We start from the raw sequence: 18,893 nt of genomic DNA on the forward strand, positions 1-18,893 counted from the left end.
CGGATCGAAATCCGGGGCCCCGCCCTGAACGCTGCCGACGCCTGAGGCGTACTACCAACCGTCAGTTGTCGTCCTCGTCGATGAGGAACCCGCGCATCGGCGACGGAGCCTGGCCCATCGGGGACGGACCCTGCGGCCGGACCGGTGCCATGGGCTGGGTCATCGCCGGGGACATCTGCTGCTGGCCGCCGTAGGACGGAGCAGCCGGAGACGGGGCGCCGCCCATCGTCTGGTTGCCGCCGTACGACGGGGCACTCGCGCCGGCCGGTGCCATGGAAGGCGCCGGGGACGGCGGGAGGGACGCCGTGGCCGAGGTCCGCGGCGGGGCGAGCGAGTCGTCCGCCTGGGTCTCCAGCTGGCGCAGCTGCGACTCGAGGTAGGACTTCAGCCGCGTGCGGTACTCGCGCTCGAAGCCGCGCAGGTCCTCGACCTTGCGCTCCAGCGTGGCGCGGGCGGACTCCAGGGAGCCCATCGCGACGCGGTGCTTCTCCTGCGCGTCCCGCTCCAGGGCGTCAGCCTTGGCACGAGCGTCACGCTCAAGACCCTCGGCACGCGAACGCGCCTCGCCGACGATCTTGTTGGCCTCGGAACGAGCCTCGGCGATCGCCTGGTCGGCGGTCTGCTGGGCCAGCGAGAGGACACGGGCGGCGCTGTCGCCACCGGGACCACCCTGACCCGGGCCGCCCATGGGGCCGGGGCCACCCATCGGACCGCCCATGGGGCCACCCATCTGCTGCTGCATCGGGGGCTGGCCCATCGGCCCCGGACCCTGGCCCATCGGACCGGGACCCTGCGGGCCACCCTGACCGCCGGGACCGGCGGGCAGCTGCGGAGCACCGCTGGGCAGCTGGGGCGGGCCTCCCATGGGGCCGCCCATCTGCTGCTGCGGCGGGCCCGATATGCCGGCGGGCACGGGAGCACCGGGACCGCGCATACCCTGCTGAGGCATGCCGCCCTGCTGCTGGTCCTGCGGACCGCCGGGACCCTCCGGGGGCTTACGCATGTTCTGCTGGTTCTGAGCAGCAGCACGCGTGGCCGCGGCCAGTTTGGCCCGCAGGTCCTCGTTCTCGCGGAGCAGTCGCGTCAGTTCGGCTTCGACCTCATCGAGGAAGGCATCGACCTCGTCCTCGTCATAGCCTTCTCGGAGGCGGACGGTCGTGAACTGCTTGTTCCGCACGTCCTCGGGGGTCAACGGCATCTCTTCACCTCAACGTTGTCGTCGGCAGTCGGCAAGACCGTATCTGTCACATCGCTCACATCGCGCTCCGCACGAGCGTGATCAGGATGTAGACGATGATCATCAGTACGAAGAAGGACAGGTCGAGCGCCACGCCCCCGAGACGCAGCGGCGGGATGACCCGCCGCAGAAGCTTGAGCGGTGGATCAGTGACAGTGTAGGTGGCCTCCAGAACGACCACCATCGCCTTGCCGGGTTGCCACGAGCGGGCGAACTGGAAGACGTAGTCCATGACCAACCGGAAGATGAGCACGATGAGGAAGACCATCAGCGCGATGTAGAGAACCTGCAAGACCACGCTCATGTCTGGTGCTTCCCTCTCCCCTGTTCCCTGTTCCGTGCAGTCGTTCCGGTGGTGCGTCTCAGCTCTGGTTGAAGAACCCGCCCTCTGCGATACGGGCCTTGTCCTCCGCCGTGACATCGACGTTAGCAGGCGACAACAGGAACACCTTCTGCGTCACCCGCTCGATGCTGCCGTGAAGACCAAACACCAAACCAGCCGCAAAGTCGACAAGTCGCTTCGCGTCTGTGTCATCCATCTCAGTCAGATTCATGATCACCGGGGTGCCTTCACGGAAGTGTTCCCCGATGGTACGGGCCTCGTTGTAGGTCCGCGGGTGAAGTGTGGTGATCCGGTACGGCTCTCGTTCCGACACGACCTTGGGCATGATCACCGGTGCGTTCTTCTCCAGGCTTGCGCGTTCTTGTGTGATGGACGCCACGGGCGCGATGCGCGCCGGGCGGCCGGATTCCGCGGGTAGCGAAGTCGATCGGGCCACGGGTTCACGCGGCGCGGGCGGCTGCACGATTCGCACCTCTTCGTCCCTTTGGGACGAATGTGCACCGTGGGACTGGTGGGACGGCTCGTGCCGTCGGTGGTCCCGCTCGGGCTCCGGGTCCAGTTCGGGCTCGAAGTCGTCGTCGGGGTCGAACCCCCGGCCGTCGTACCCATCGTCCTCCACGAGGCCGAGGTAGACCGCCATCTTGCGCATCGCGCCGGCCATGCTCTGAGTCCTCCGCTCTGTGGTGGATCGACTGCCAAGTGCCCGCGATCCACGCGGTCGTTACGCCCGCCTTTCGGCGACATTGACCATATTTTCTGCTGTGGTCCGACTTCCTGGCGACGTTACCCGAGCCTGGGGCGGACTCCGAGTACCGCAGTGCCGACGCGCACATGTGTCGCACCGGCCGCCACGGCCTCTTCGAGGTCTGCACTCATCCCTGCCGAGACCATGTTCGCAGCCGGATGAGCTCGGCGCAGGTCGGTCGACAAATCCATCAACCGCTCGAACGCCGCCTGTTGGCGGCCCTCGTACTCCCCGCTGAGCGGGGCGACGGTCATGAGCCCGTCGAGCCGCAACCCCGGCGCCTTCGCGACGAGGTCGGCCAACTCCCCGATCCCTCCCGGCGCCACACCACCCCTCTCGCCCCGCGCGCTCTCTCCCGCATCCAGCGCCACCTGGATGAGACAGCCGACCTCGCGCTCCTGCCGTACGGCCTCCTTCGACAGGGCCGTCACCAGCTTGGAACGATCGACGGACTGCACTAGATCCGCGTAACCGACCACAGATCGCACCTTGTTGGTCTGCAACTGGCCGACAAAATGCCACACAAGGGGCAGATCCAAGCATTCGGCGGCCTTCGGTGCCGCGTCCTGATCGCGGTTCTCGGCGACATGGCGCACGCCGAGCTCCGACAGCATCCGCACGTCGCTCGCGGGATAGGTCTTGGTGACCACGATCAAAGTCACCTCCTCGCGTGCGCGCCCGGCGGCGGCGCACGCCGCGGCGATGCGATCCTCCACCTTCGCCAGGTTCGCGGCGAGTTCGTCCTTACGATCCGTCATGTCCATTCAGTCCAGCCATACATAGCCCGCGAGCCGACCGGTGGTGCGGTCGCGGCGGTACGAGAAGTGGTCGCCCGACTCCAGCGTGCAGACCGGCGACTGCGCCCGGTCGCGCACCCCGAGGCGGCCGAGCTGGGCGTGCACTCCGGCGGCCACGTCCACCGCGGGAGTCCCCCAACTCGTCTCGGCGTGCGCCGCCGGCTCCACGGCGGCCACCTCGGCGCGCATCGCCTCCGGCACCTCGTAGCACCGTCCGCAGACGGCGGGGCCGGTGCGGGCGACGATCCGGGACGACTCGGCACCCAGGTCCGTCATCGCGCGTAGCACGGCCGGGACGACACCGGCGACCATGCCGGGCCGCCCAGCGTGGGCCGCGCCGACGATCCCGGCGACCGGGTCGGCCAGCAGGACCGGCACGCAGTCCGCGGTGAGGACGGCGAGGGCGAGGCCCCGCCGCGCGGTGACGATCGCGTCCACGTCGGGCACCGGACGATCACGCCATGGCCCGTCGACCTCGACGACGTCCGCCCCGTGCACCTGGTTCATCCAGACGACCTCGCCCGGCCCGAGTCCCAGCGACTTGGCGGCGAGTTCGCGGTTGGTCAGTACGGCTTCGGGGTCGTCGCCGACCGCCCCGCCGAGGTTGAGCTCCTCATACGGAGCGGCGCTCACCCCGCCCCACCGGTCGGTGAAGGCGAAGTGCGCGCCGCTCACGGTGTCGCGCTGTCCTATCACGTCAGAAGGATCACTTAAGGAAGTCCGGCACGTCCAGCTCCTCCGCCGCGCTGTCGGCGTAGGTGCGCGACGGCGGGACCGGCGGGGCGACCGGGATGTCGTTCACCGGCTCCGGTGCGGACTCGGCCTCCTCCTTCGGCGTGACGCTGCCGAGCGAGCCGAAGGACGGGCGGCTCTCGGCCGGCCGCACCGGAGTGGGCTCCTCACGGCGGGCCGAGGGCGAGGACGATGAGGAGGAAGAGGAGGACGACGAGGTCGAGCCCAGGACGTTGTCCCGGCGGGCCGGCGGCTGGCCTCCGTCGAAGCCGGCCGCGATCACGGTGACCCGGACCTCGTCGCCGAGGGCGTCGTCGATGACCGCGCCGAAGATGATGTTGGCCTCGGGGTGGGCGGCCTCGCTGACCAGCTGGGCGGCCTCGTTGATCTCGAACAGGCCGAGGTCGGAGCCGCCGGAGATGGAGAGCAGCACGCCCCGGGCGCCGTCGATGGACGCCTCCAGGAGCGGCGAGGAGATCGCCATCTCGGCCGCGGCCACCGCGCGGTCGTCGCCGCGGGCCGAGCCGATGCCCATGAGGGCCGAACCGGCCTCGGACATGACCGACTTGACGTCGGCGAAGTCGAGGTTGATCAGACCCGGCGTGGTGATGAGATCGGTGATGCCCTGGACACCGGAGAGCAGGACCTGGTCGGCCGACTTGAAGGCGTCGAGCACCGAGACCTGGCGGTCCGAGATGGACAGCAGCCGGTCGTTCGGGATGACGATGAGGGTGTCGACCTCTTCGCGGAGTTCGGCGATGCCGTCCTCGGCCTGGTTGGCGCGGCGCCGTCCCTCGAAGGTGAACGGGCGCGTGACCACGCCGATGGTGAGGGCGCCCAGATTGCGGGCGATGTTGGCCACGACGGGTGCGCCGCCGGTGCCGGTGCCGCCGCCTTCACCGGCCGTCACGAAGACCATGTCGGCCCCCTTGAGGACCTCTTCGATCTCCTCGCGGTGGTCCTCGGCGGCCTTGCGGCCGACGGCCGGGTTGGCTCCGGCGCCGAGTCCGCGGGTGAGTTCACGGCCGACGTCGAGCTTGACGTCGGCGTCGCTCATCAACAGAGCTTGCGCGTCGGTGTTGATGGCGATGAACTCGACGCCCTTGAGACCGACCTCGATCATCCGGTTGATGGCATTGACACCACCGCCGCCGACACCGATGACTTTGATGACTGCGAGGTAGTTCTGCGGTGCTGCCACGTCGAAGGCCTCTCGCCTCGAGTTACGGGTCGTCGGATCACGAGAGGCTGTGCTTCGTGAACCGCGACTGATGCCGAATGGGACGGTCCGTAGCGCCGACCCGAACCCTAACCCTGAAGTTTAGGGTTACCAGTGTGTCTGTTCCTTGAAGTCTTCTGAACAGGACACTAAGTCGACAAGTGGCGCACGTTCAACGAACACGCCGAACCTCCCGTTTTTCTTTTCACCCTATGTGATCAGCCGTGTCGCTGCCCAACCAGGGGGCTGGCCTGCGCAGATGTGCGTCAACTCCCTGATGACGCAGGGGCGGTGGGGACGCTGACGTCGAAGTACCGCGCGCCCGGCGAGGCTTTCATGAGAGCGCTGAGTGTGCGGGCCTTCGCGGCCCCTTTCTCGCCACTTCCCCAGGCGACGGTCCGCCCGCCCGTTAGGGCCAGCGAGATGTCGTCGTAGGAACGGACCTTGACGACCTGGGTGTCGCGCGCGACGGTGGCCGGAAGGGCACCGGCGACGCGCACCGCTTCCCGGACCAGACGGCTCTCGCCGAAGCGGCGCAGGCTCGCGGCGGCGGAGCTCGACCGGGACACCGTCAATTCCAGCGCGGGAACGCCTTTCGGGGCCTGATAAACCGTGGCGAAACGGACGCCTTCCTTGTCCACTTCGACGAACTTTCCGTCCTTTTGGACAATCAGAACCGGAGTACGCTCCGCCACTTTAAGGCTGATTCCATGCGGCCAGGAGCGAACCACGTCAACCACGTCAATTCGGGGCAATTCCCGGCGCAGTCGTGCCTCAATCGCATCGGTGTCCACGGAAATCAGCGGCGCGCCCACCGGGACGTCGGCCACCTCCAGGACCTGTGCGGGCGTCAGAACCCGGGTCCCCGCGACGGATACGCGCTCGACGCGCAGCCACTTGGAGCCGTACAGCAGCCAGACGGAGCCCGCGCCGAGGAGGACCAGCACGACGAGAAGGATGATGATCGTACGAAGTCTCGCCGTCGGCCTCAATCGCCGGGCGAGGGGCGGGTCGGACGACTCCTGCTGGCGTTCACCGCGTTCGGCGGTCGTCGGTCCGGCCACGCTCCCTGCCCTCCGTCACACGTTGCTAGCGGCGATGCGAGGCGATCGCCTCGTACACCATGCCGACGAGCAGGTCGTCGGCGTCCCGGCGGCCGAACTCGCTTGCGGCGCGGGACATCTCGTACAGCCGGTGCGGGTCGGCGAGCACGGGCAGGACGTTCTGCTGCACCCACTCGGGCGTGAGTTCCGCGTCGTCGACCAGCAGTCCGCCGCCGGCCTTGACCACCGGCTGGGCGTTGAGCCGCTGCTCCCCGTTGCCGATGGGCAGCGGGACATAGGCGGCCGGGAGTCCGACGGCGGAGAGTTCGGCGACGGTCATCGCGCCCGCGCGGCAGAGCATCATGTCGGCCGCGGCGTACGCGAGGTCCATCCGGTCCACGTACGGTACCGGGATGTACGGGGGCATTCCCGGCATCTGGTGCACCTGCGGCAGTTCGTTCTTGGGGCCGACCGCGTGCAGGATCTGGATGCCGGCCTGCTGGAGCCAGGGCGCGACCTGCTGGACGACCTCGTTGAGGCGGCGGGCGCCCTGCGAGCCGCCGGAGACCAGCAGCGTGGGCAGGTTGGGGTCGAGGCCGAACGCGGCGCGGGCCTCGGGGCGGACGGCGGCCCGGTCGAGGGTGGCGATGGTCCGGCGCAGCGGGATGCCGATGTAGCGCGAGTTGCGGAGCTTGCTGTCCGGGGTGGAGACGGCGACCTGGGCGGCGTACCGCGAGCCGATCTTGTTGGCGAGGCCGGGGCGGGCGTTGGCCTCGTGGATGATGATCGGCACGCCGAGGCGCTTGGCGGCGAGGTAGCCGGGCAGGGCGACATAGCCGCCGAAGCCGACGACGGCGTCCGCCTTGGTCCGCTCCAGGATCTGCTCGGTCGCCTTGATCGTGCCGCGCAGCCGGCCCGGGACGGTGATCAGCTCGGGCGTGGGCTTGCGCGGCAGTGGCACGGCGGGGATCAGCGCGAGCTCATAGCCCCGCTGCGGAACCAGCTTGGTCTCCAGGCCGCGCTCCGTGCCCAGGGCCGTGATCCCCACGCTCGGGTCCTGCCTGCGCAGGGCGTCCGCGAGGGCGAGCGCGGGCTCGATGTGGCCGGCGGTCCCCCCACCGGCGAGTACGACATGCACCGAAATTCACCGCTCTCCGGACGAGCGCGCCGCCGAGGCACGCCGTCGCATCGTGTTCCATCTCCGAGGCGCCCGGCCGAAGCCGGCGCCTCCCGCACGCTTTCTACCAAAGCGGGGTTGCCGCACGGAAAGCGCTGCCCGCGCAGCGGGCTCGTCGCGCGCGAACGCGATCAGCAGCCCGATGGCGAACATGGTCGGCAGCAGGGCGGACCCTCCGTAGGAGAACAGCGGGAGGGGGACGCCGGCGATCGGCAGCAGGCCGAGCACCGCACCGATGTTGATCACGGCTTGCGCGGTGATCCAGGTGGTCACACCTCCCGCGGCATACCTGACGAAGCGGTCCTCCGTGCGTCCGGCCACGCGGATACCCGCATAGCCTAGAGCCGCGAACAGGGCGAGCACCGACAGCGTCCCCGCCAGGCCCAGTTCCTCACCGGTGACGGCGAAGATGAAGTCGGTGTGGGCTTCGGGTAGTTGGCCCCATTTCTCCACACTCGCACCCAGCCCGGAACCGAAAATTCCGCCCGAGGCGAGCGCGTAGATGCCGTGCACGGCCTGCCAGCAGTCGACGGGGCCCGCCTGGGGCTCGGTGGCGCCGAGACACTGCAGGCGGGCCATGCGGTTCTCGCTGGTCTTGATCAGGAGCAGGCCGATCAGGCCGGCCACCGACAGGACCCCCACGAACAACCGGGTCGGCGCCCCGGCCAGCCACAGCAGGCCGAACAGGATCGCCGACAGGATGATCGCCGTACCCATGTCGCCGCCGAGCATGATCAGCCCCAGCAGCATGAAGGCGACCGGCACGAGCGGCACCAGCATGTGCTTCCACTGCGTCAGCAGCTTCTTGTCCTCTTTGCGGGCGATCAGGTCCGCGCCCCACAGCACCAGCGCGAGCTTGCCGAACTCGCTGGGCTGGATCTGGAAGGAGCCGCCGAGGGCGATCCAGTTCTGGTTGCCGTTGACCGCGACTCCTATCCCGGGCACCTGGACCAGCGCCATCAGGAAGACGGCGCCCGCGAGGATCGGGTAGGCCAGCGCCCGGTGCAGCTTCACGGGCATGCGCGAGGCGGCGAACAGCAGCCCGGCCCCGATCACCGCGGCCAGCAGCTGCTTGCGGAAGAAGTACGACCCCGGCAGCGACATCTGCAGGGCGGTGATCTGGGAGGCCGAGTAGACCATCACCAGACCGAGCACGGTGATCAGCAGGCTGCCGCCGAGGATCAGGTAGTACGCGGTCAGCGGCCGGTCCCACGCCCGGTTCAGGCGGATGTAGAGCCGCCGTACGGCGTTGTCGTACGACGGCCGGGGAGCGACGGGGCGCCGAACGGCCCGCTGGACGGGGGGTCGTCCCGTACGGCTACCGGGCATCGGCGCCCACCGCCTCGCCGTGGGAGTACGTACCGTCCGGCCACATCCGAGTCACGCGTCCCTCCAAGGGTCCCGAAGCACCCGCAGTGGCCGAGACCCGGCGTCAGGCGCCCGCGCCGAGTTCGCGAACCGCCTCCGCGAACAGGTCACCGCGCTGGTTGTAGTTGGCGAACATGTCCATCGAGGCACAGGCCGGGGCAAGCAGCACCGTGTCGCCGGGCTGGGCGAGCCGCCGTGCTTCCTGGACCGCCGCGAGCATCGCCCCAGTGTCGGTCCGGTCGAGGTCGACGACGGGTACTTCCGGCGCGTGTCGCGCCAGGGCTTCACGGATCAGGCCGCGATCGGCGCCCATGAGCACGGCTCCGCGCAGCCGCTTCGCCGCCTTGGTGACGAGTTCCTCGAAGACGGCGCCCTTGGCGAGGCCGCCCGCGATCCACACGATGGACTCGTACGCCGCCAACGAGGCTTCCGCCGCGTGGGTGTTGGTGGCCTTGGAGTCGTCGATGTACGCGACCCCGTCCACGTCCGCCACGTGCGCGATGCGGTGGGCGTCCGGGGTGAAGGCGCGCAGTCCGTCCCGTACGGCCTGGGGAGGCACCCCGTAGGCGCGGGCGAGGGCGGCCGCCGCCAGGGCGTTGGCGATGTTGTGCGGGGCCGGCGGGTTGACGTCGGAGACCTCGGCGAGCTCCTGGGCGTTCTTCTGCCGGTTCTCGACGAAGGCGCGGTCGACCAGGACGCCCTCGACGACGCCGAGTTGGGACGGGGCCGGGGTGCCGAGGGTGAAGCCGACGGCCCGGCAGCCCTCCTCGACGTCCGCCTCGCGCACCAGGTCCTCGGTGGCCTTGTCGGCGACGTTGTAGACACAGGCGACGCGATTGCCCTCGTAGATACGGCCCTTGTCGGCGGCGTACGCCTCCATGGAGCCGTGCCAGTCGAGGTGGTCGGGGGCGAGGTTCAGCACGGCCGCCGAGTGCGCCCGCAGCGAGGGCGCCCAGTGGAGCTGGTAGCTGGACAACTCCACGGCCAGGACGTCGTACTGCTCCTCGCCGAGCACCGCGTCGAGGAGCGAGACGCCGATGTTGCCCACGGCGGCGGTGCGCAGGCCCGCCGCCTTGAGGATGGAGGCGAGCATCTGGACGGTCGTGGTCTTGCCGTTGGTGCCGGTGACGGCGAGCCAGGGCGCGGCGTCCGGGCCGCGCAGCCGCCAGGCGAGCTCGACGTCGCCCCAGACCGGGACGCCCGCCTCGTGAGCCGCCGCGAACAGCGGCTTGTCCGGCTTCCAGCCGGGCGCGGTGACGATGAGTTCGGTGCCTTCGGGCAGGGTCGCCCCGTCGCCGAGGCGGACGGTGATACCGAGCGCCTCAAGCTCGGCGGCCTGGGCACGCGCGCGTGCGTCGTCGCCGTCGTTGACGACGGTGATCTTCGCGCCGAGGCCGTGCAGCACCTTGGCCGCCGGGATCCCGGAGACGCCGAGTCCCGCGACGGTGACGTTCTTCCCCTGCCAGTCGGTCACTTGTCCGCTGCCCATCCCGCATAGAAGAGGCCCAGTCCGACGATCACACAGATGCCCTGGATGATCCAGAAGCGGACCACCACCAGGACTTCGGACCAGCCCTTGAGTTCGAAGTGGTGCTGGAGTGGCGCCATCCGGAAGACGCGCTTGCCGGTGAGGCGGAAGGAGCCGACCTGGATGACCACCGACATGGTGATCAGCACGAACAGGCCGCCGAGGATGGCGAGCAGGAACTCGGTGCGCGAGCAGATGGCGAGACCGGCGAGCGCGCCACCGAGGGCCAGCGAACCGGTGTCACCCATGAAGATCTTGGCGGGCGACGTGTTCCACCACAGGAAGCCGAGGCAGGCGCCCATCAGCGCGGAGGAGACGACGGCGAGGTCGAGTGGATCTCGCACTTCGTAACAGGCGCCCGGGTTGGCGAGCGTCTGGGCGTTGGCGCAGGACTCCTGGAACTGCCACACGCCGATGAAGGTGTAGGCGCCGAAGACCAGCACGGAGGCGCCGGTGGCGAGGCCGTCCAGACCGTCCGTCAGGTTCACGCCGTTCGACATGGCGAGGATCATGAACAGCGCCCAGACGACGAACAGCACCGGGCCGATGGACCAGCCGAAGTCCTGCACGAAGGAGAGCTTGGTGGAGGCCGGGGTGTTGCCCCGGTTGTCCGCGAACTGCAGCGAGAGCACCGCGAAGGCGATACCGCCGAGCAGCTGGCCGGCCATCTTGGCCTTGGCCCGCAGGCCCAGCGAGCGGCGCTTGACGATCTTGATGTAGTCGTCCAGGAAGCCGACCAGACCCATGCCGGCCATCAGGCCGAGCACCAGGACACCGGAGAACGTCGGCGGCTTGCCGGTGATCAGCTTGGACAGGAAGTACGCGGCGATCGTCGCCAGGATGAAGGCGATACCACCCATCGTCGGCGTACCGCGCTTGCTGTGGTGCTCGCGCGGGCCGTCGTCCCGGATGTACTGGCCGTAGCCCTTGCGGGCCAGCAGCTTGATCAGCAGCGGGGTGCCGACCAGGGTCAGGAAGAGGCCAATGACTCCTGAGAACAGGATCTGATTCATCATCGGGCGGCAACCTCACCCTCGGTGCCGCCCGCGAGCAGCGCCTCGGCGACGCTCTCCAGACCGACCGAACGGGACGCCTTCACGAGCACGACGTCCCCCGGGCGCAACTCGCTGCGCAACAGGTCGACCGCCGCCTGTGCGTCGGACACGTGCACCGACTCCTCACCCCACGAACCCTCGTTATATGCGCCCAGTTGCAGCCAGGAGGCTTCGATCCCCCCGACCGCGACGAGCTTGCTGACGTTGAGCCGGACGGCGAGCCGTCCGACCGCGTCGTGCTCGGCGAGCGCCTCGTCCCCGAGCTCGGCCATCTTGCCGAGCACCGCCCACGTGCGGCGTCCCTTGCCCATCGCCGCGAGCGCACGCAGAGCGGCTCGCATGGACTCGGGGTTCGCGTTGTAGGCGTCGTTGACGACCGTCACGCCGTCCGGGCGCTCGGTGACCTCCATCCGCCAGCGGGAGAGGGAGCCCGCCTCGGAGAGCGCGGTGGCGATCTCTTCCGCGGACATGCCCAGCTCATGGGCGACGGCGGCCGCGGCGAGCGCGTTCGACACGTGGTGCTCACCGTACAGGCGCATGGTCACATCGCTGCACCCGGAGGGTGTGTGAAGCATGAAGGAAGGCTGTCCGCTGTCCGTGAGTCGCACGTTCTCGGCGCGTACGTCCGCTTCGCCGGACTCTCCGAAAAGGATCACCTTCGCCTTCGTACGGGACACCATGGCCCGTACGAGGGGATCGTCGGCGTTGAGGATCGCGGCGCCGCCGTCCTCCGCCGACGGCAGGCTCTCGACGAGCTCGCCCTTGGCCTGCGCGATCTGCTCACGGCCGCCGAACTCGCCGATGTGCGCGGTGCCGACGTTGAGCACGAGGCCGATCTTCGGGGGCGTCAGATCGGCGAGGTAGCGGATGTGGCCGATGCCGCGGGCGCCCATCTCCAGGACGAGGAACCTCGTCTCCTCGGTGGCGCTGAGCGCGGTCAGCGGCAGCCCGATCTCGTTGTTGAGCGAGCCCGGCGTCCACACGGTGGGCGCCTTGCGCTGGAGCACCTGGGCGATCAGGTCCTTGGTGCTGGTCTTGCCCGCCGAGCCGGTCAGGGCCACGAGGGTCGCGCCGAGCCGCCGTACGACATGACGGGCGAGGGCACCGAGGGCCGTCTGGACGTCGGTCACGACGATCGCGGGAACGCCGACGGGACGCGACGCCAGTACGGCGACAGCGCCCGCTTCGACGACCTGCCGGGCGAAGTCGTGGCCGTCCACGCGCTCGCCGGCGAAGGCGGCGAAGAGGGTGCCGGGCTCCACTTCACGGGAGTCCCGGACGACCGGTCCGGTGACCTGGACGGACGGATCCGGTATGTCGTGCGTCTGCCCGCCGACGACTTCTGCGATCTCGGCGAGAGAGAGGGCGATCACAAGTTCATCCCTGGGTCTTCTGGATAGCTTCGCGCAGCACCTGGCGGTCGTCGAAGGGACGGACCACTCCGGCGATGTCCTGGCCCTGCTCATGGCCCTTGCCGGCGACCAGCACGGTGTCGCCGGGCTGTGCGCGGGCGACGGCCGCGGCGATCGCGGCGGCCCGGTCCTCGAAGACCTGGACCTCGCCACGCTCGTGTGCCGGTACGGACGCCGCGCCCTGGAGCATGGTCGCGAGGATCGCGAGGGGGTCTTCGGAACGGGGGTTGTCGGAGGTCAGTACGGCGGTGTCGGCGAGCCGGGCGGCTGCGGCGCCCATCGGCCCGCGCTTGGTCACGTCACGGTCGCCGCCGCAGCCGAGCACGACGTGCAGGCTGCCCTCGGTGACCTTGCGGAGCGCCTTGAGCACCGATTCGACGGCGTCCGTCTTGTGGGCGTAGTCCACGACCGCGAGATACGGCTGCCCGGCGTCCACGCGCTCCAGCCGGCCGGGTACGCCCGGCACGGCGGCGATGCCGTCGGCGGCCGACTGTACGTCGAGGCCGGCGACGGCAAGGGCGGTGATGGCGGCAAGGGTGTTCGCCACGTTGAAGGGACCCGCGATCGGCGACCTGGCGGCGATCCGCTCGCCCTTGGGGCCGATCACGGTGAACGTCGAGTCCAGGGGGCCGATCGTCACGTCCTCGGCGCGCCAGTCGGCGTCGGGGTGGCCCTCTGCGGAGTAGGTGACGACCGGGACGGTGGCTTCCTTGGCCAGCCGGCGGCCGTACTCGTCGTCGAGGTTGACGACGCCGAGTTTGCTGCGTTTCGGGGTGAACAGCTGCGCCTTGGCCCGGAAGTAGTCCTCCATGCCGGAGTGGAACTCCATGTGTTCCGGGCTGAGGTTGGTGAACACGGCGATGTCGAAGACGCAGGCGTCGACCCGGCCGAGGACCAGCGCGTGGCTGGAGACCTCCATGGCGACCGCCTCGACGCCGCGTTCGCGCATGACGGCGAACAGGGCCTGGAGGTCGGTGGCTTCGGGCGTGGTGCGCTCGGACTTGATGCGTTCGTCGCCGATGCGCATCTCGACCGTGCCGATCAGCCCGGTGGTGCGGGCGGACTTGAGGGCGCCCTCGACGAGATACGCGGTGGTGGTCTTGCCGGAGGTGCCGGTGATGCCGATCTGGAGGAGGTCGCGGCCGGGGTGGCCGTAGATCGTGGCCGCCAGTTCACCCATCTGCCCGCGCGGCTCCTCGACGACCAGGACCGGCAGGCCGGTCGCGGCGGCGCGCTCGGCGCCGGTCGGGTCGGTCAGCACGGCGACCGCGCCGAGGCCCGCGGCCTGCGTGACGAAGTCGGCGCCGTGCAGGCGGGCGCCCGGGAGGGCGGCGTACAGATCGCCGGGGCGGACGGCGCGCGAGTCATGGGTGATGCCCGTGACCTCCACGGCCGCGTCCGCGCGGTCCGGCGCGGCGGCACCCAGCTGATCGGCGAGTTCCGCGAGGGGTGTGGCGGAGACCTGCACCGGCCTGGGCGGCCCGGGATATGTCACGGGATGCCCCTTCTGGGTGGTTTGGGACTGATCAGCGTGTGGCACGGCGGTGAGCGTACCGGGCGCACCGGCCTGGGAGCGAAGTGAGGTGCGGGGCATGCCCTGGTTCCCAGGGTCGGGAGTGATCGTTGTCACGAGGTGTTTCCTGGCTGCTCGGTGCTGATCAGGGTGGTCAGTTGAAGGCGACCGGGAGCTTGGCGGCCTTGGCCCCGGTCGGCGGGACCTGCAGGGTCTTCAGGGCGAACTCCATCACCTGCTTGTAGATGGGTCCGCAGATCTGGCCGCCGAAGTAGTTGCCCTGGGTGGCGTTCTGGATGGCGCAGTAGACCGTGACACGGGGCTTGTCCGCGGGCGCGAAGCCGGCGAACGACGACGTGTATCCGCGGTACTTCCCGGTGGCCGGATCCACTCGGTTCGCCGTACCCGTCTTGCCCGCGACCCGGTAGCCGGGGATGCGCGCCTTGGTACCGGTGCCCTCCCTGTCGTCCACGACCGACTCCAGCATCTGGGCGAGGGTCTTCGCCGTCTTGGCGCTGATGACCCGCGTCTTCTCGGGCTTCGCGGCCTCGGTGAACTTCCCGTCGGGCCCCTCGGTGCCGCGTACGAGCGTGGGTTCGACGCGGACACCGCCGTTGGCGATCGTCGAGTAGATCGAGGCCGCCTGCATCGCGTTCAGGGACAGGCCCTGGCCGAAAGGAATCGTGTACTGCTGCGACGTCGACCACTTGTCCGGCGCCGCCAGGATGCCCGGGGTCTCGCCGGGGAAGCCGAGCCCGGTGTAGCTGCCGAGGCCGAACTTGCGCAGGTAGTCGTAGAGGACCTTGTTGACCGCCCGCTGCGTCTTGCCGAGCTGGCCGGTGGCGAGGATGGTGCCGATGTTGCTGGACTTGGCGAGCACGCCGTTGAGCGTCAGGAACCACGTGTCGTGGTCGATGTCGTCCTTGAAGAGCCGGTCGCCGCGGTGCAGCCGGTTGGGCACGATGACATGCGTGCCGGGGGTGGCCACGCCCTCCTCCAGTACGGCGGCCATCGACATGATCTTGGCGGTGGAGCCGGGCTCGAAGGCGTCCTGGACGGCCGCGTTGCCCATGTTCGCGCTGCTGGCCGCGGAGAGGTCGTTCGGGTCGAAGCCGGGCGAGTTGGCCATGGCGAGGATCTCGCCGGTGCGGGTGTCCTGGACGATCACATAGCCGCGGTCCGCCCTGGACTCCTGCACCTGCTTGGCGATCGCGTTCTGCGCCGCCCACTGGATGTCGCGGTCGATGGTGAGCTCGACGTCGCTGCCGGGCACGGCGGGCGTCTCGGTGGAGCCCACGGTGGGGACCTGGCGGCCGCCGGACTGGGCGTAGCGGATCTCGCCGTCCTTGCCGGACAGCTGCTTGTTCAGCTGCTGCTCGATACCGCCGCCGCCCTTGCCGTCGGCGTTGACCCAGCCCAGTATCCCGGCGGCGAGGTCGCCGTTCGGGTACACGCGCTTGCTGCTGGCCACCGAGAGGACGCCCGCCAGGACGTTGACGGTGCTCTTGTCGCTCTCGGCCTTGGTGGCCAGCGCGCTCTTGAGGTCCTTGATCTGCTTCCAGACCTGCGGGGTCTGGCGGCTCGCCAGCAGGGTGTAGCGCAGGTTCTTGTTCGCCGGCCGGAGCTTCCTGACGATCTTCTCCGGCTCCTGGCCGAGGATCGGCGCGAGGAGGGCGGCCGCCTGCTCGGGGCCGTCGTCGATCTTCAGCTGCTCGCGGGAGAACAGCGTCGGGTCGGCCGTGATGTCGTACGCGTCCACGCTGGCCGCCAGGGCGACGCCGTTGCGGTCGGTGATGCCGCCGCGCTCGGCCGCCAGGGTGTAGCCCACGTACCGGTTCTTCTCGGCCTTGGCGGCGTACGTGCTCGCGTCGACGCCCTGCACCTGGAGCAGCCGTACGACGAAGGCGGCCAGGACGAGGGTCAGGGCCAGGCCGACCATGCGCAGGCGGGGGCGGGGGCTGCCGAGCCGGATCCTGCCGGGGGGCATGGGGCGGGGCCGGGCGGGGCGGGCGCCGGGGCCCGGGCGTCGCTGGGCGCCGGCGGAACGGGCGGGCTTCGCGGGACCGGGCACGCGCCGCCGGGGTGGTTCCCTGTCGGACACTTCCGTCACCTGCCAGGGGTCGGGTACGTGGACTGCTGGACGGAGGGCGCGTACTGGGGTGCGGCGTAGGTGGCCGCGGGCTGAGGCGCGGTGGGGGTGACCCCGGGCGTCGGTGCGGTGGGGGTGACCTCGGGAGTCGGCGTGGTGGGCGCCGGGGGCGGCCCGGGCTCGGTGACGAGCGCCTCGGGGGCCAGGGCGAGGGGGTTGTACACGGCGCCCTGCCCGGCGGCCGCGGGGCTGGGGACGCCCTTGACCGTGCCGTCGGGGGCGAGGAAGGCGGGGTCGCCGCCGGGAACCATGCCGAGTTCGAGGGCGCGGCGCTGGAGGGCGTCGGGTGCGGAGTAGGCGTCGATGTCCCGCTGGAGGGACTGTTCCTCGTCGGTGAGGGACTTCGTCTCCTTCTGCAGGTCGTCGAGTCTGAACGCGCCTTCGCTGAGGGCGGAGTTCAGCACGAGGAGCCCGATCAGGCCGCCGCCGAGGAGGAGGACGACGAGGAGGACGAAGGGGGCGCGGGCGGCCTGCCTGGCCCCCGCGGGGAAGAGCCGCGCGAGCCGGGCGGCCCGACCTCTCAGTTCGGGTTTCCTACTCACTTGCCCTCCCCCAAGCGGTTCTCCCACCCATGGGTTTGAATCCTGGACCCGGACACCCGCCCCTGCCTCCCCCCCCGTCATTCGATGGACTCCCTGATGCGCTCGGCGCCCCGCAGGCGCGCCGGGGCGGCGCGCCGGTTCTCGGCGACCTCTTCCTCGGTGGGAAGTTCGGCACCGCGCGTCAGCAGCTTGAGCCGCGGCTGGTACTGCTCGGGGACGACGGGCAGCCCGGGCGGGGCGGTGTTGGCGGCGCCGGCCGCGAACACCTGCTTGACCAGCCGGTCCTCCAGCGAGTGGTACGACAGGACGGCGATCCGTCCGCCGACGCCGAGGGCCTTGACCGCGGCCGGGATCGCCCGCTCCAGGACGGAGAGCTCGCCGTTGACCTCGATGCGCAGCGCCTGGAAGGTCCGCTTGGCCGGGTTGCCGCCGGTGCGCTTGGCGGCCTGCGGCAGCGCGTCCCGGATGAGCTCCACGAGCCGGGCGCTGTTGGTGAACGGCTCCTTGTCGCGCTCCCGCACGATGGCGGCCACGATCCGCTTGGCCTGCTTCTCCTCGCCGTACGCCCGCAGGATCCGGACGAGTTCGCCGGCCGGGTAGGTGTTGAGGACCTCGGCGGCGCTGACGCCGGTCGTCTGATCCATGCGCATGTCGAGGGGGGCGTCCTGGGCGTAGGCGAAGCCGCGGTCGGCCTCGTCGAGCTGCATCGAGGAGACGCCGAGGTCGAACAGGACGCCCTGCACGCGCGCGATGCCGAGCCGCTCCAGGACCTCCGGGAGCTCGTCGTAGACGGCGTGCACGAGGGTCGCGCGCTCGCCGTAGGGCGCGAGCCGCTCGCCGGACAGGCGCAGGGCTTCCTTGTCCCGGTCGAGGGCGACGAGCCGGGCCTCGGGGAACTGCTGGAGGAGGGCCTCGCTGTGGCCGCCGAGCCCGAGCGTGCAGTCGACGACCACCGCTCCGGGCCGCTGCAGGGCGGGGGCCAACAGGTCCAGGCACCGCTGGAGCATCACCGGGACGTGTCGACTCTGGCTCAAGGGGCCCTCTCAGATCCGGCGGGGCTCGCACGCACCGCCGGGTCCCCGCCCGCTCAAGAAGGGGAGGCCTGCCGGCGCCGGAAGCGTCAGCCGACCGGGAGCGGGAGGAGGCCGAGCCGCACGTACGCGCCGCGCACGCGGGGAGATCTCCGGAAAATCGCCGGGGTCTCCGGGGAATTCAGTCCAGCAGGGAGTCTCGCCTCCCGCTTCGCGTCACTTTAGTCCACGGTGTCTCGCGGTCAATCAACCGGCCTGCGCGTCGCCGCTTCGGGTTCCGCCCCAGCCGCCCCATGTGCGAAATCGCTCGTATGGGCGCACTCACGCCACCCCTGTGGGTTAGCTCACAACAAGACTCGATGGCGTTCTTTGTCCCCCCTCACAGCAGGCCCGTTTCGGACGTGACCAGTAACGTCATGGGTATGACGACTTCTGCATCGGTTCCCGCTGGTCCCGAGAGCGCGATAGTCCGCCGCGGCACGGTCACGGACCGTCTCGTCGAGGCCAACGAGCGCTACGCCTCCGCGTTCACCGACCCGGGCATGGACGCCCGCCCCGTGCTCCATGTCGCCATCGTCGCCTGCATGGACGCCCGGCTCGACCTGCACGCCGCGCTGGGGCTGGAACTCGGCGACTGCCACACCATCCGCAACGCCGGTGGCGTCGTCACCGACGACGTGATCCGCTCGCTCACCATCAGCCAGCGCAAGCTCGGCACCCGCAGCATCGTCCTGATCCACCACACCGGCTGCGGTCTGGAGTCCCTCACCGAGGACTTCCGCACCGAGCTGGAGCTGGAGGTCGGCCAGCGGCCCGCCTGGGCGGTGGAGTCCTTCCGGGACGTCGACCAGGACGTGCGGCAGTCGATGCAGCGCGTGCGCACCTCGCCGTTCCTGGTGAACACCGACGACGTGCGCGGCTTCGTCTTCGACGTGAAGACGGGTCTGCTGCGCGAGATCGACCCCGCGTGACCCTCCGCCGCAGCTGTCGTTTCGCTATCAA

Annotated in this window: 17 protein-coding genes; 1 reads left to right on the top strand and 16 read right to left on the bottom strand. The window is 70.1% G+C overall.

Features of this window, described 5'->3' with window-relative positions; translation table 11 throughout:
* Positions 1 to 61: 61 nt before the first annotated feature.
* From ABIE67_RS13340 to rsmH, 16 genes are all read right to left on the bottom strand, one after another.
* The gene (locus ABIE67_RS13340) at positions 62 to 1,198 is read right to left on the bottom strand and encodes a DivIVA domain-containing protein (RefSeq protein ID WP_370256702.1); all 1,137 of its coding nucleotides are present in this window, start codon (positions 1,196 to 1,198) and stop codon (positions 62 to 64) included.
* A 55-nt stretch (positions 1,199 to 1,253) separates the two neighbouring features.
* Positions 1,254 to 1,541: a YggT family protein gene (locus ABIE67_RS13345; protein ID WP_004001943.1), complete on the bottom strand. Its 288-nt coding sequence runs from the start codon at positions 1,539 to 1,541 to the stop codon at positions 1,254 to 1,256.
* Positions 1,542 to 1,599: 58 nt separating this feature from the next.
* The gene (locus tag ABIE67_RS13350) at positions 1,600 to 2,241 is read right to left on the bottom strand and encodes a cell division protein SepF (protein ID WP_370256703.1); all 642 of its coding nucleotides are present in this window, start codon (positions 2,239 to 2,241) and stop codon (positions 1,600 to 1,602) included.
* A gap of 122 nt (positions 2,242 to 2,363) precedes the next feature.
* Positions 2,364 to 3,083, bottom strand: coding sequence for a YggS family pyridoxal phosphate-dependent enzyme (locus ABIE67_RS13355; protein ID WP_370268549.1), 720 nt, complete (start codon positions 3,081 to 3,083; stop codon positions 2,364 to 2,366).
* Positions 3,084 to 3,089: 6 nt separating this feature from the next.
* On the bottom strand, positions 3,090 to 3,818 hold the full coding sequence (gene pgeF, locus ABIE67_RS13360) for a peptidoglycan editing factor PgeF (RefSeq protein WP_370256704.1): 729 nt from the start codon (positions 3,816 to 3,818) through the stop codon (positions 3,090 to 3,092).
* 10 nt (positions 3,819 to 3,828) lie between these two features.
* Entirely contained in the window at positions 3,829 to 5,055 is a 1,227-nt protein-coding gene (gene ftsZ / locus ABIE67_RS13365; RefSeq protein ID WP_370256705.1) for a cell division protein FtsZ, read from the bottom strand.
* Between the two features lie 284 nt (positions 5,056 to 5,339).
* Positions 5,340 to 6,137 (bottom strand): cell division protein FtsQ/DivIB, encoded by a 798-nt coding sequence (locus ABIE67_RS13370; protein WP_370256706.1) that lies wholly within the window; start codon positions 6,135 to 6,137, stop codon positions 5,340 to 5,342.
* A 25-nt stretch (positions 6,138 to 6,162) separates the two neighbouring features.
* Entirely contained in the window at positions 6,163 to 7,254 is a 1,092-nt protein-coding gene (murG, locus tag ABIE67_RS13375) for an undecaprenyldiphospho-muramoylpentapeptide beta-N-acetylglucosaminyltransferase (RefSeq protein ID WP_370256707.1), read from the bottom strand.
* 6 nt (positions 7,255 to 7,260) lie between these two features.
* The gene (ftsW, locus tag ABIE67_RS13380) at positions 7,261 to 8,622 is read right to left on the bottom strand and encodes a putative lipid II flippase FtsW (RefSeq protein WP_370256708.1); all 1,362 of its coding nucleotides are present in this window, start codon (positions 8,620 to 8,622) and stop codon (positions 7,261 to 7,263) included.
* 103 nt (positions 8,623 to 8,725) lie between these two features.
* A complete protein-coding gene (gene murD / locus ABIE67_RS13385; RefSeq protein ID WP_370256709.1) occupies positions 8,726 to 10,150 on the bottom strand; it encodes a UDP-N-acetylmuramoyl-L-alanine--D-glutamate ligase in 1,425 nt (474 codons plus the stop codon).
* Positions 10,132 to 11,205, bottom strand: coding sequence for a phospho-N-acetylmuramoyl-pentapeptide-transferase (mraY, locus tag ABIE67_RS13390; protein WP_370256710.1), 1,074 nt, complete (start codon positions 11,203 to 11,205; stop codon positions 10,132 to 10,134). Before mraY ends, murD begins: the two co-directional genes overlap by 19 nt.
* Positions 11,202 to 12,617, bottom strand: coding sequence for a UDP-N-acetylmuramoyl-tripeptide--D-alanyl-D-alanine ligase (gene murF, locus ABIE67_RS13395; protein WP_370256711.1), 1,416 nt, complete (start codon positions 12,615 to 12,617; stop codon positions 11,202 to 11,204). Before murF ends, mraY begins: the two co-directional genes overlap by 4 nt.
* Positions 12,618 to 12,621: 4 nt before the next feature.
* Positions 12,622 to 14,151 carry a UDP-N-acetylmuramoyl-L-alanyl-D-glutamate--2,6-diaminopimelate ligase gene (locus ABIE67_RS13400; protein ID WP_370256712.1) on the bottom strand — a complete coding sequence of 510 codons (1,530 nt, stop codon included), beginning with the start codon at positions 14,149 to 14,151 and terminating at the stop codon, positions 12,622 to 12,624.
* Positions 14,152 to 14,323: 172 nt separating this feature from the next.
* A complete protein-coding gene (locus ABIE67_RS13405; protein ID WP_370256713.1) occupies positions 14,324 to 16,270 on the bottom strand; it encodes a peptidoglycan D,D-transpeptidase FtsI family protein in 1,947 nt (648 codons plus the stop codon).
* 5 nt (positions 16,271 to 16,275) lie between these two features.
* Positions 16,276 to 16,860 (bottom strand): septum formation initiator family protein, encoded by a 585-nt coding sequence (locus tag ABIE67_RS13410; protein ID WP_370256714.1) that lies wholly within the window; start codon positions 16,858 to 16,860, stop codon positions 16,276 to 16,278.
* Positions 16,861 to 16,937: 77 nt separating this feature from the next.
* Positions 16,938 to 17,894, bottom strand: a complete 957-nt coding sequence (gene rsmH, locus ABIE67_RS13415; RefSeq protein WP_370256715.1) for a 16S rRNA (cytosine(1402)-N(4))-methyltransferase RsmH — start codon at positions 17,892 to 17,894, stop codon at positions 16,938 to 16,940.
* A 419-nt stretch (positions 17,895 to 18,313) separates the two neighbouring features.
* On the opposite strand from rsmH, the gene ABIE67_RS13420 reads away from it, so the two are divergent.
* A complete protein-coding gene (locus tag ABIE67_RS13420) occupies positions 18,314 to 18,862 on the top strand; it encodes a beta-class carbonic anhydrase (RefSeq protein ID WP_370256716.1) in 549 nt (182 codons plus the stop codon).
* The last annotated feature ends 31 nt before the right edge of the window (positions 18,863 to 18,893 follow it).

It is taken from the genome of Streptomyces sp. V4I8 (assembly GCF_041261225.1).
GTDB lineage: Bacteria > Actinomycetota > Actinomycetes > Streptomycetales > Streptomycetaceae > Streptomyces.

Excerpts from the sequence above, each read along its gene's own strand:
- ABIE67_RS13350 (WP_370256703.1), bottom strand. The coding sequence starts at position 2,241 with ATGGCCGGCGCGATGCGCAAGATGGCGGTCTACCTCGGCCTCGTGGAG.
- ABIE67_RS13355 (WP_370268549.1), bottom strand. The coding sequence starts at position 3,083 with ATGACGGATCGTAAGGACGAACTCGCCGCGAACCTGGCGAAGGTGGAG.
- murD (WP_370256709.1), bottom strand. The coding sequence starts at position 10,150 with ATGGGCAGCGGACAAGTGACCGACTGGCAGGGGAAGAACGTCACCGTC.
- mraY (WP_370256710.1), bottom strand. The coding sequence starts at position 11,205 with ATGATGAATCAGATCCTGTTCTCAGGAGTCATTGGCCTCTTCCTGACC.
- ABIE67_RS13420 (WP_370256716.1), top strand. The coding sequence starts at position 18,314 with ATGACGACTTCTGCATCGGTTCCCGCTGGTCCCGAGAGCGCGATAGTC.
- ABIE67_RS13340 (WP_370256702.1), bottom strand. The coding sequence starts at position 1,198 with ATGCCGTTGACCCCCGAGGACGTGCGGAACAAGCAGTTCACGACCGTC.
- ABIE67_RS13345 (WP_004001943.1), bottom strand. The coding sequence starts at position 1,541 with ATGAGCGTGGTCTTGCAGGTTCTCTACATCGCGCTGATGGTCTTCCTC.
- ftsW (WP_370256708.1), bottom strand. The coding sequence starts at position 8,622 with ATGCCCGGTAGCCGTACGGGACGACCCCCCGTCCAGCGGGCCGTTCGG.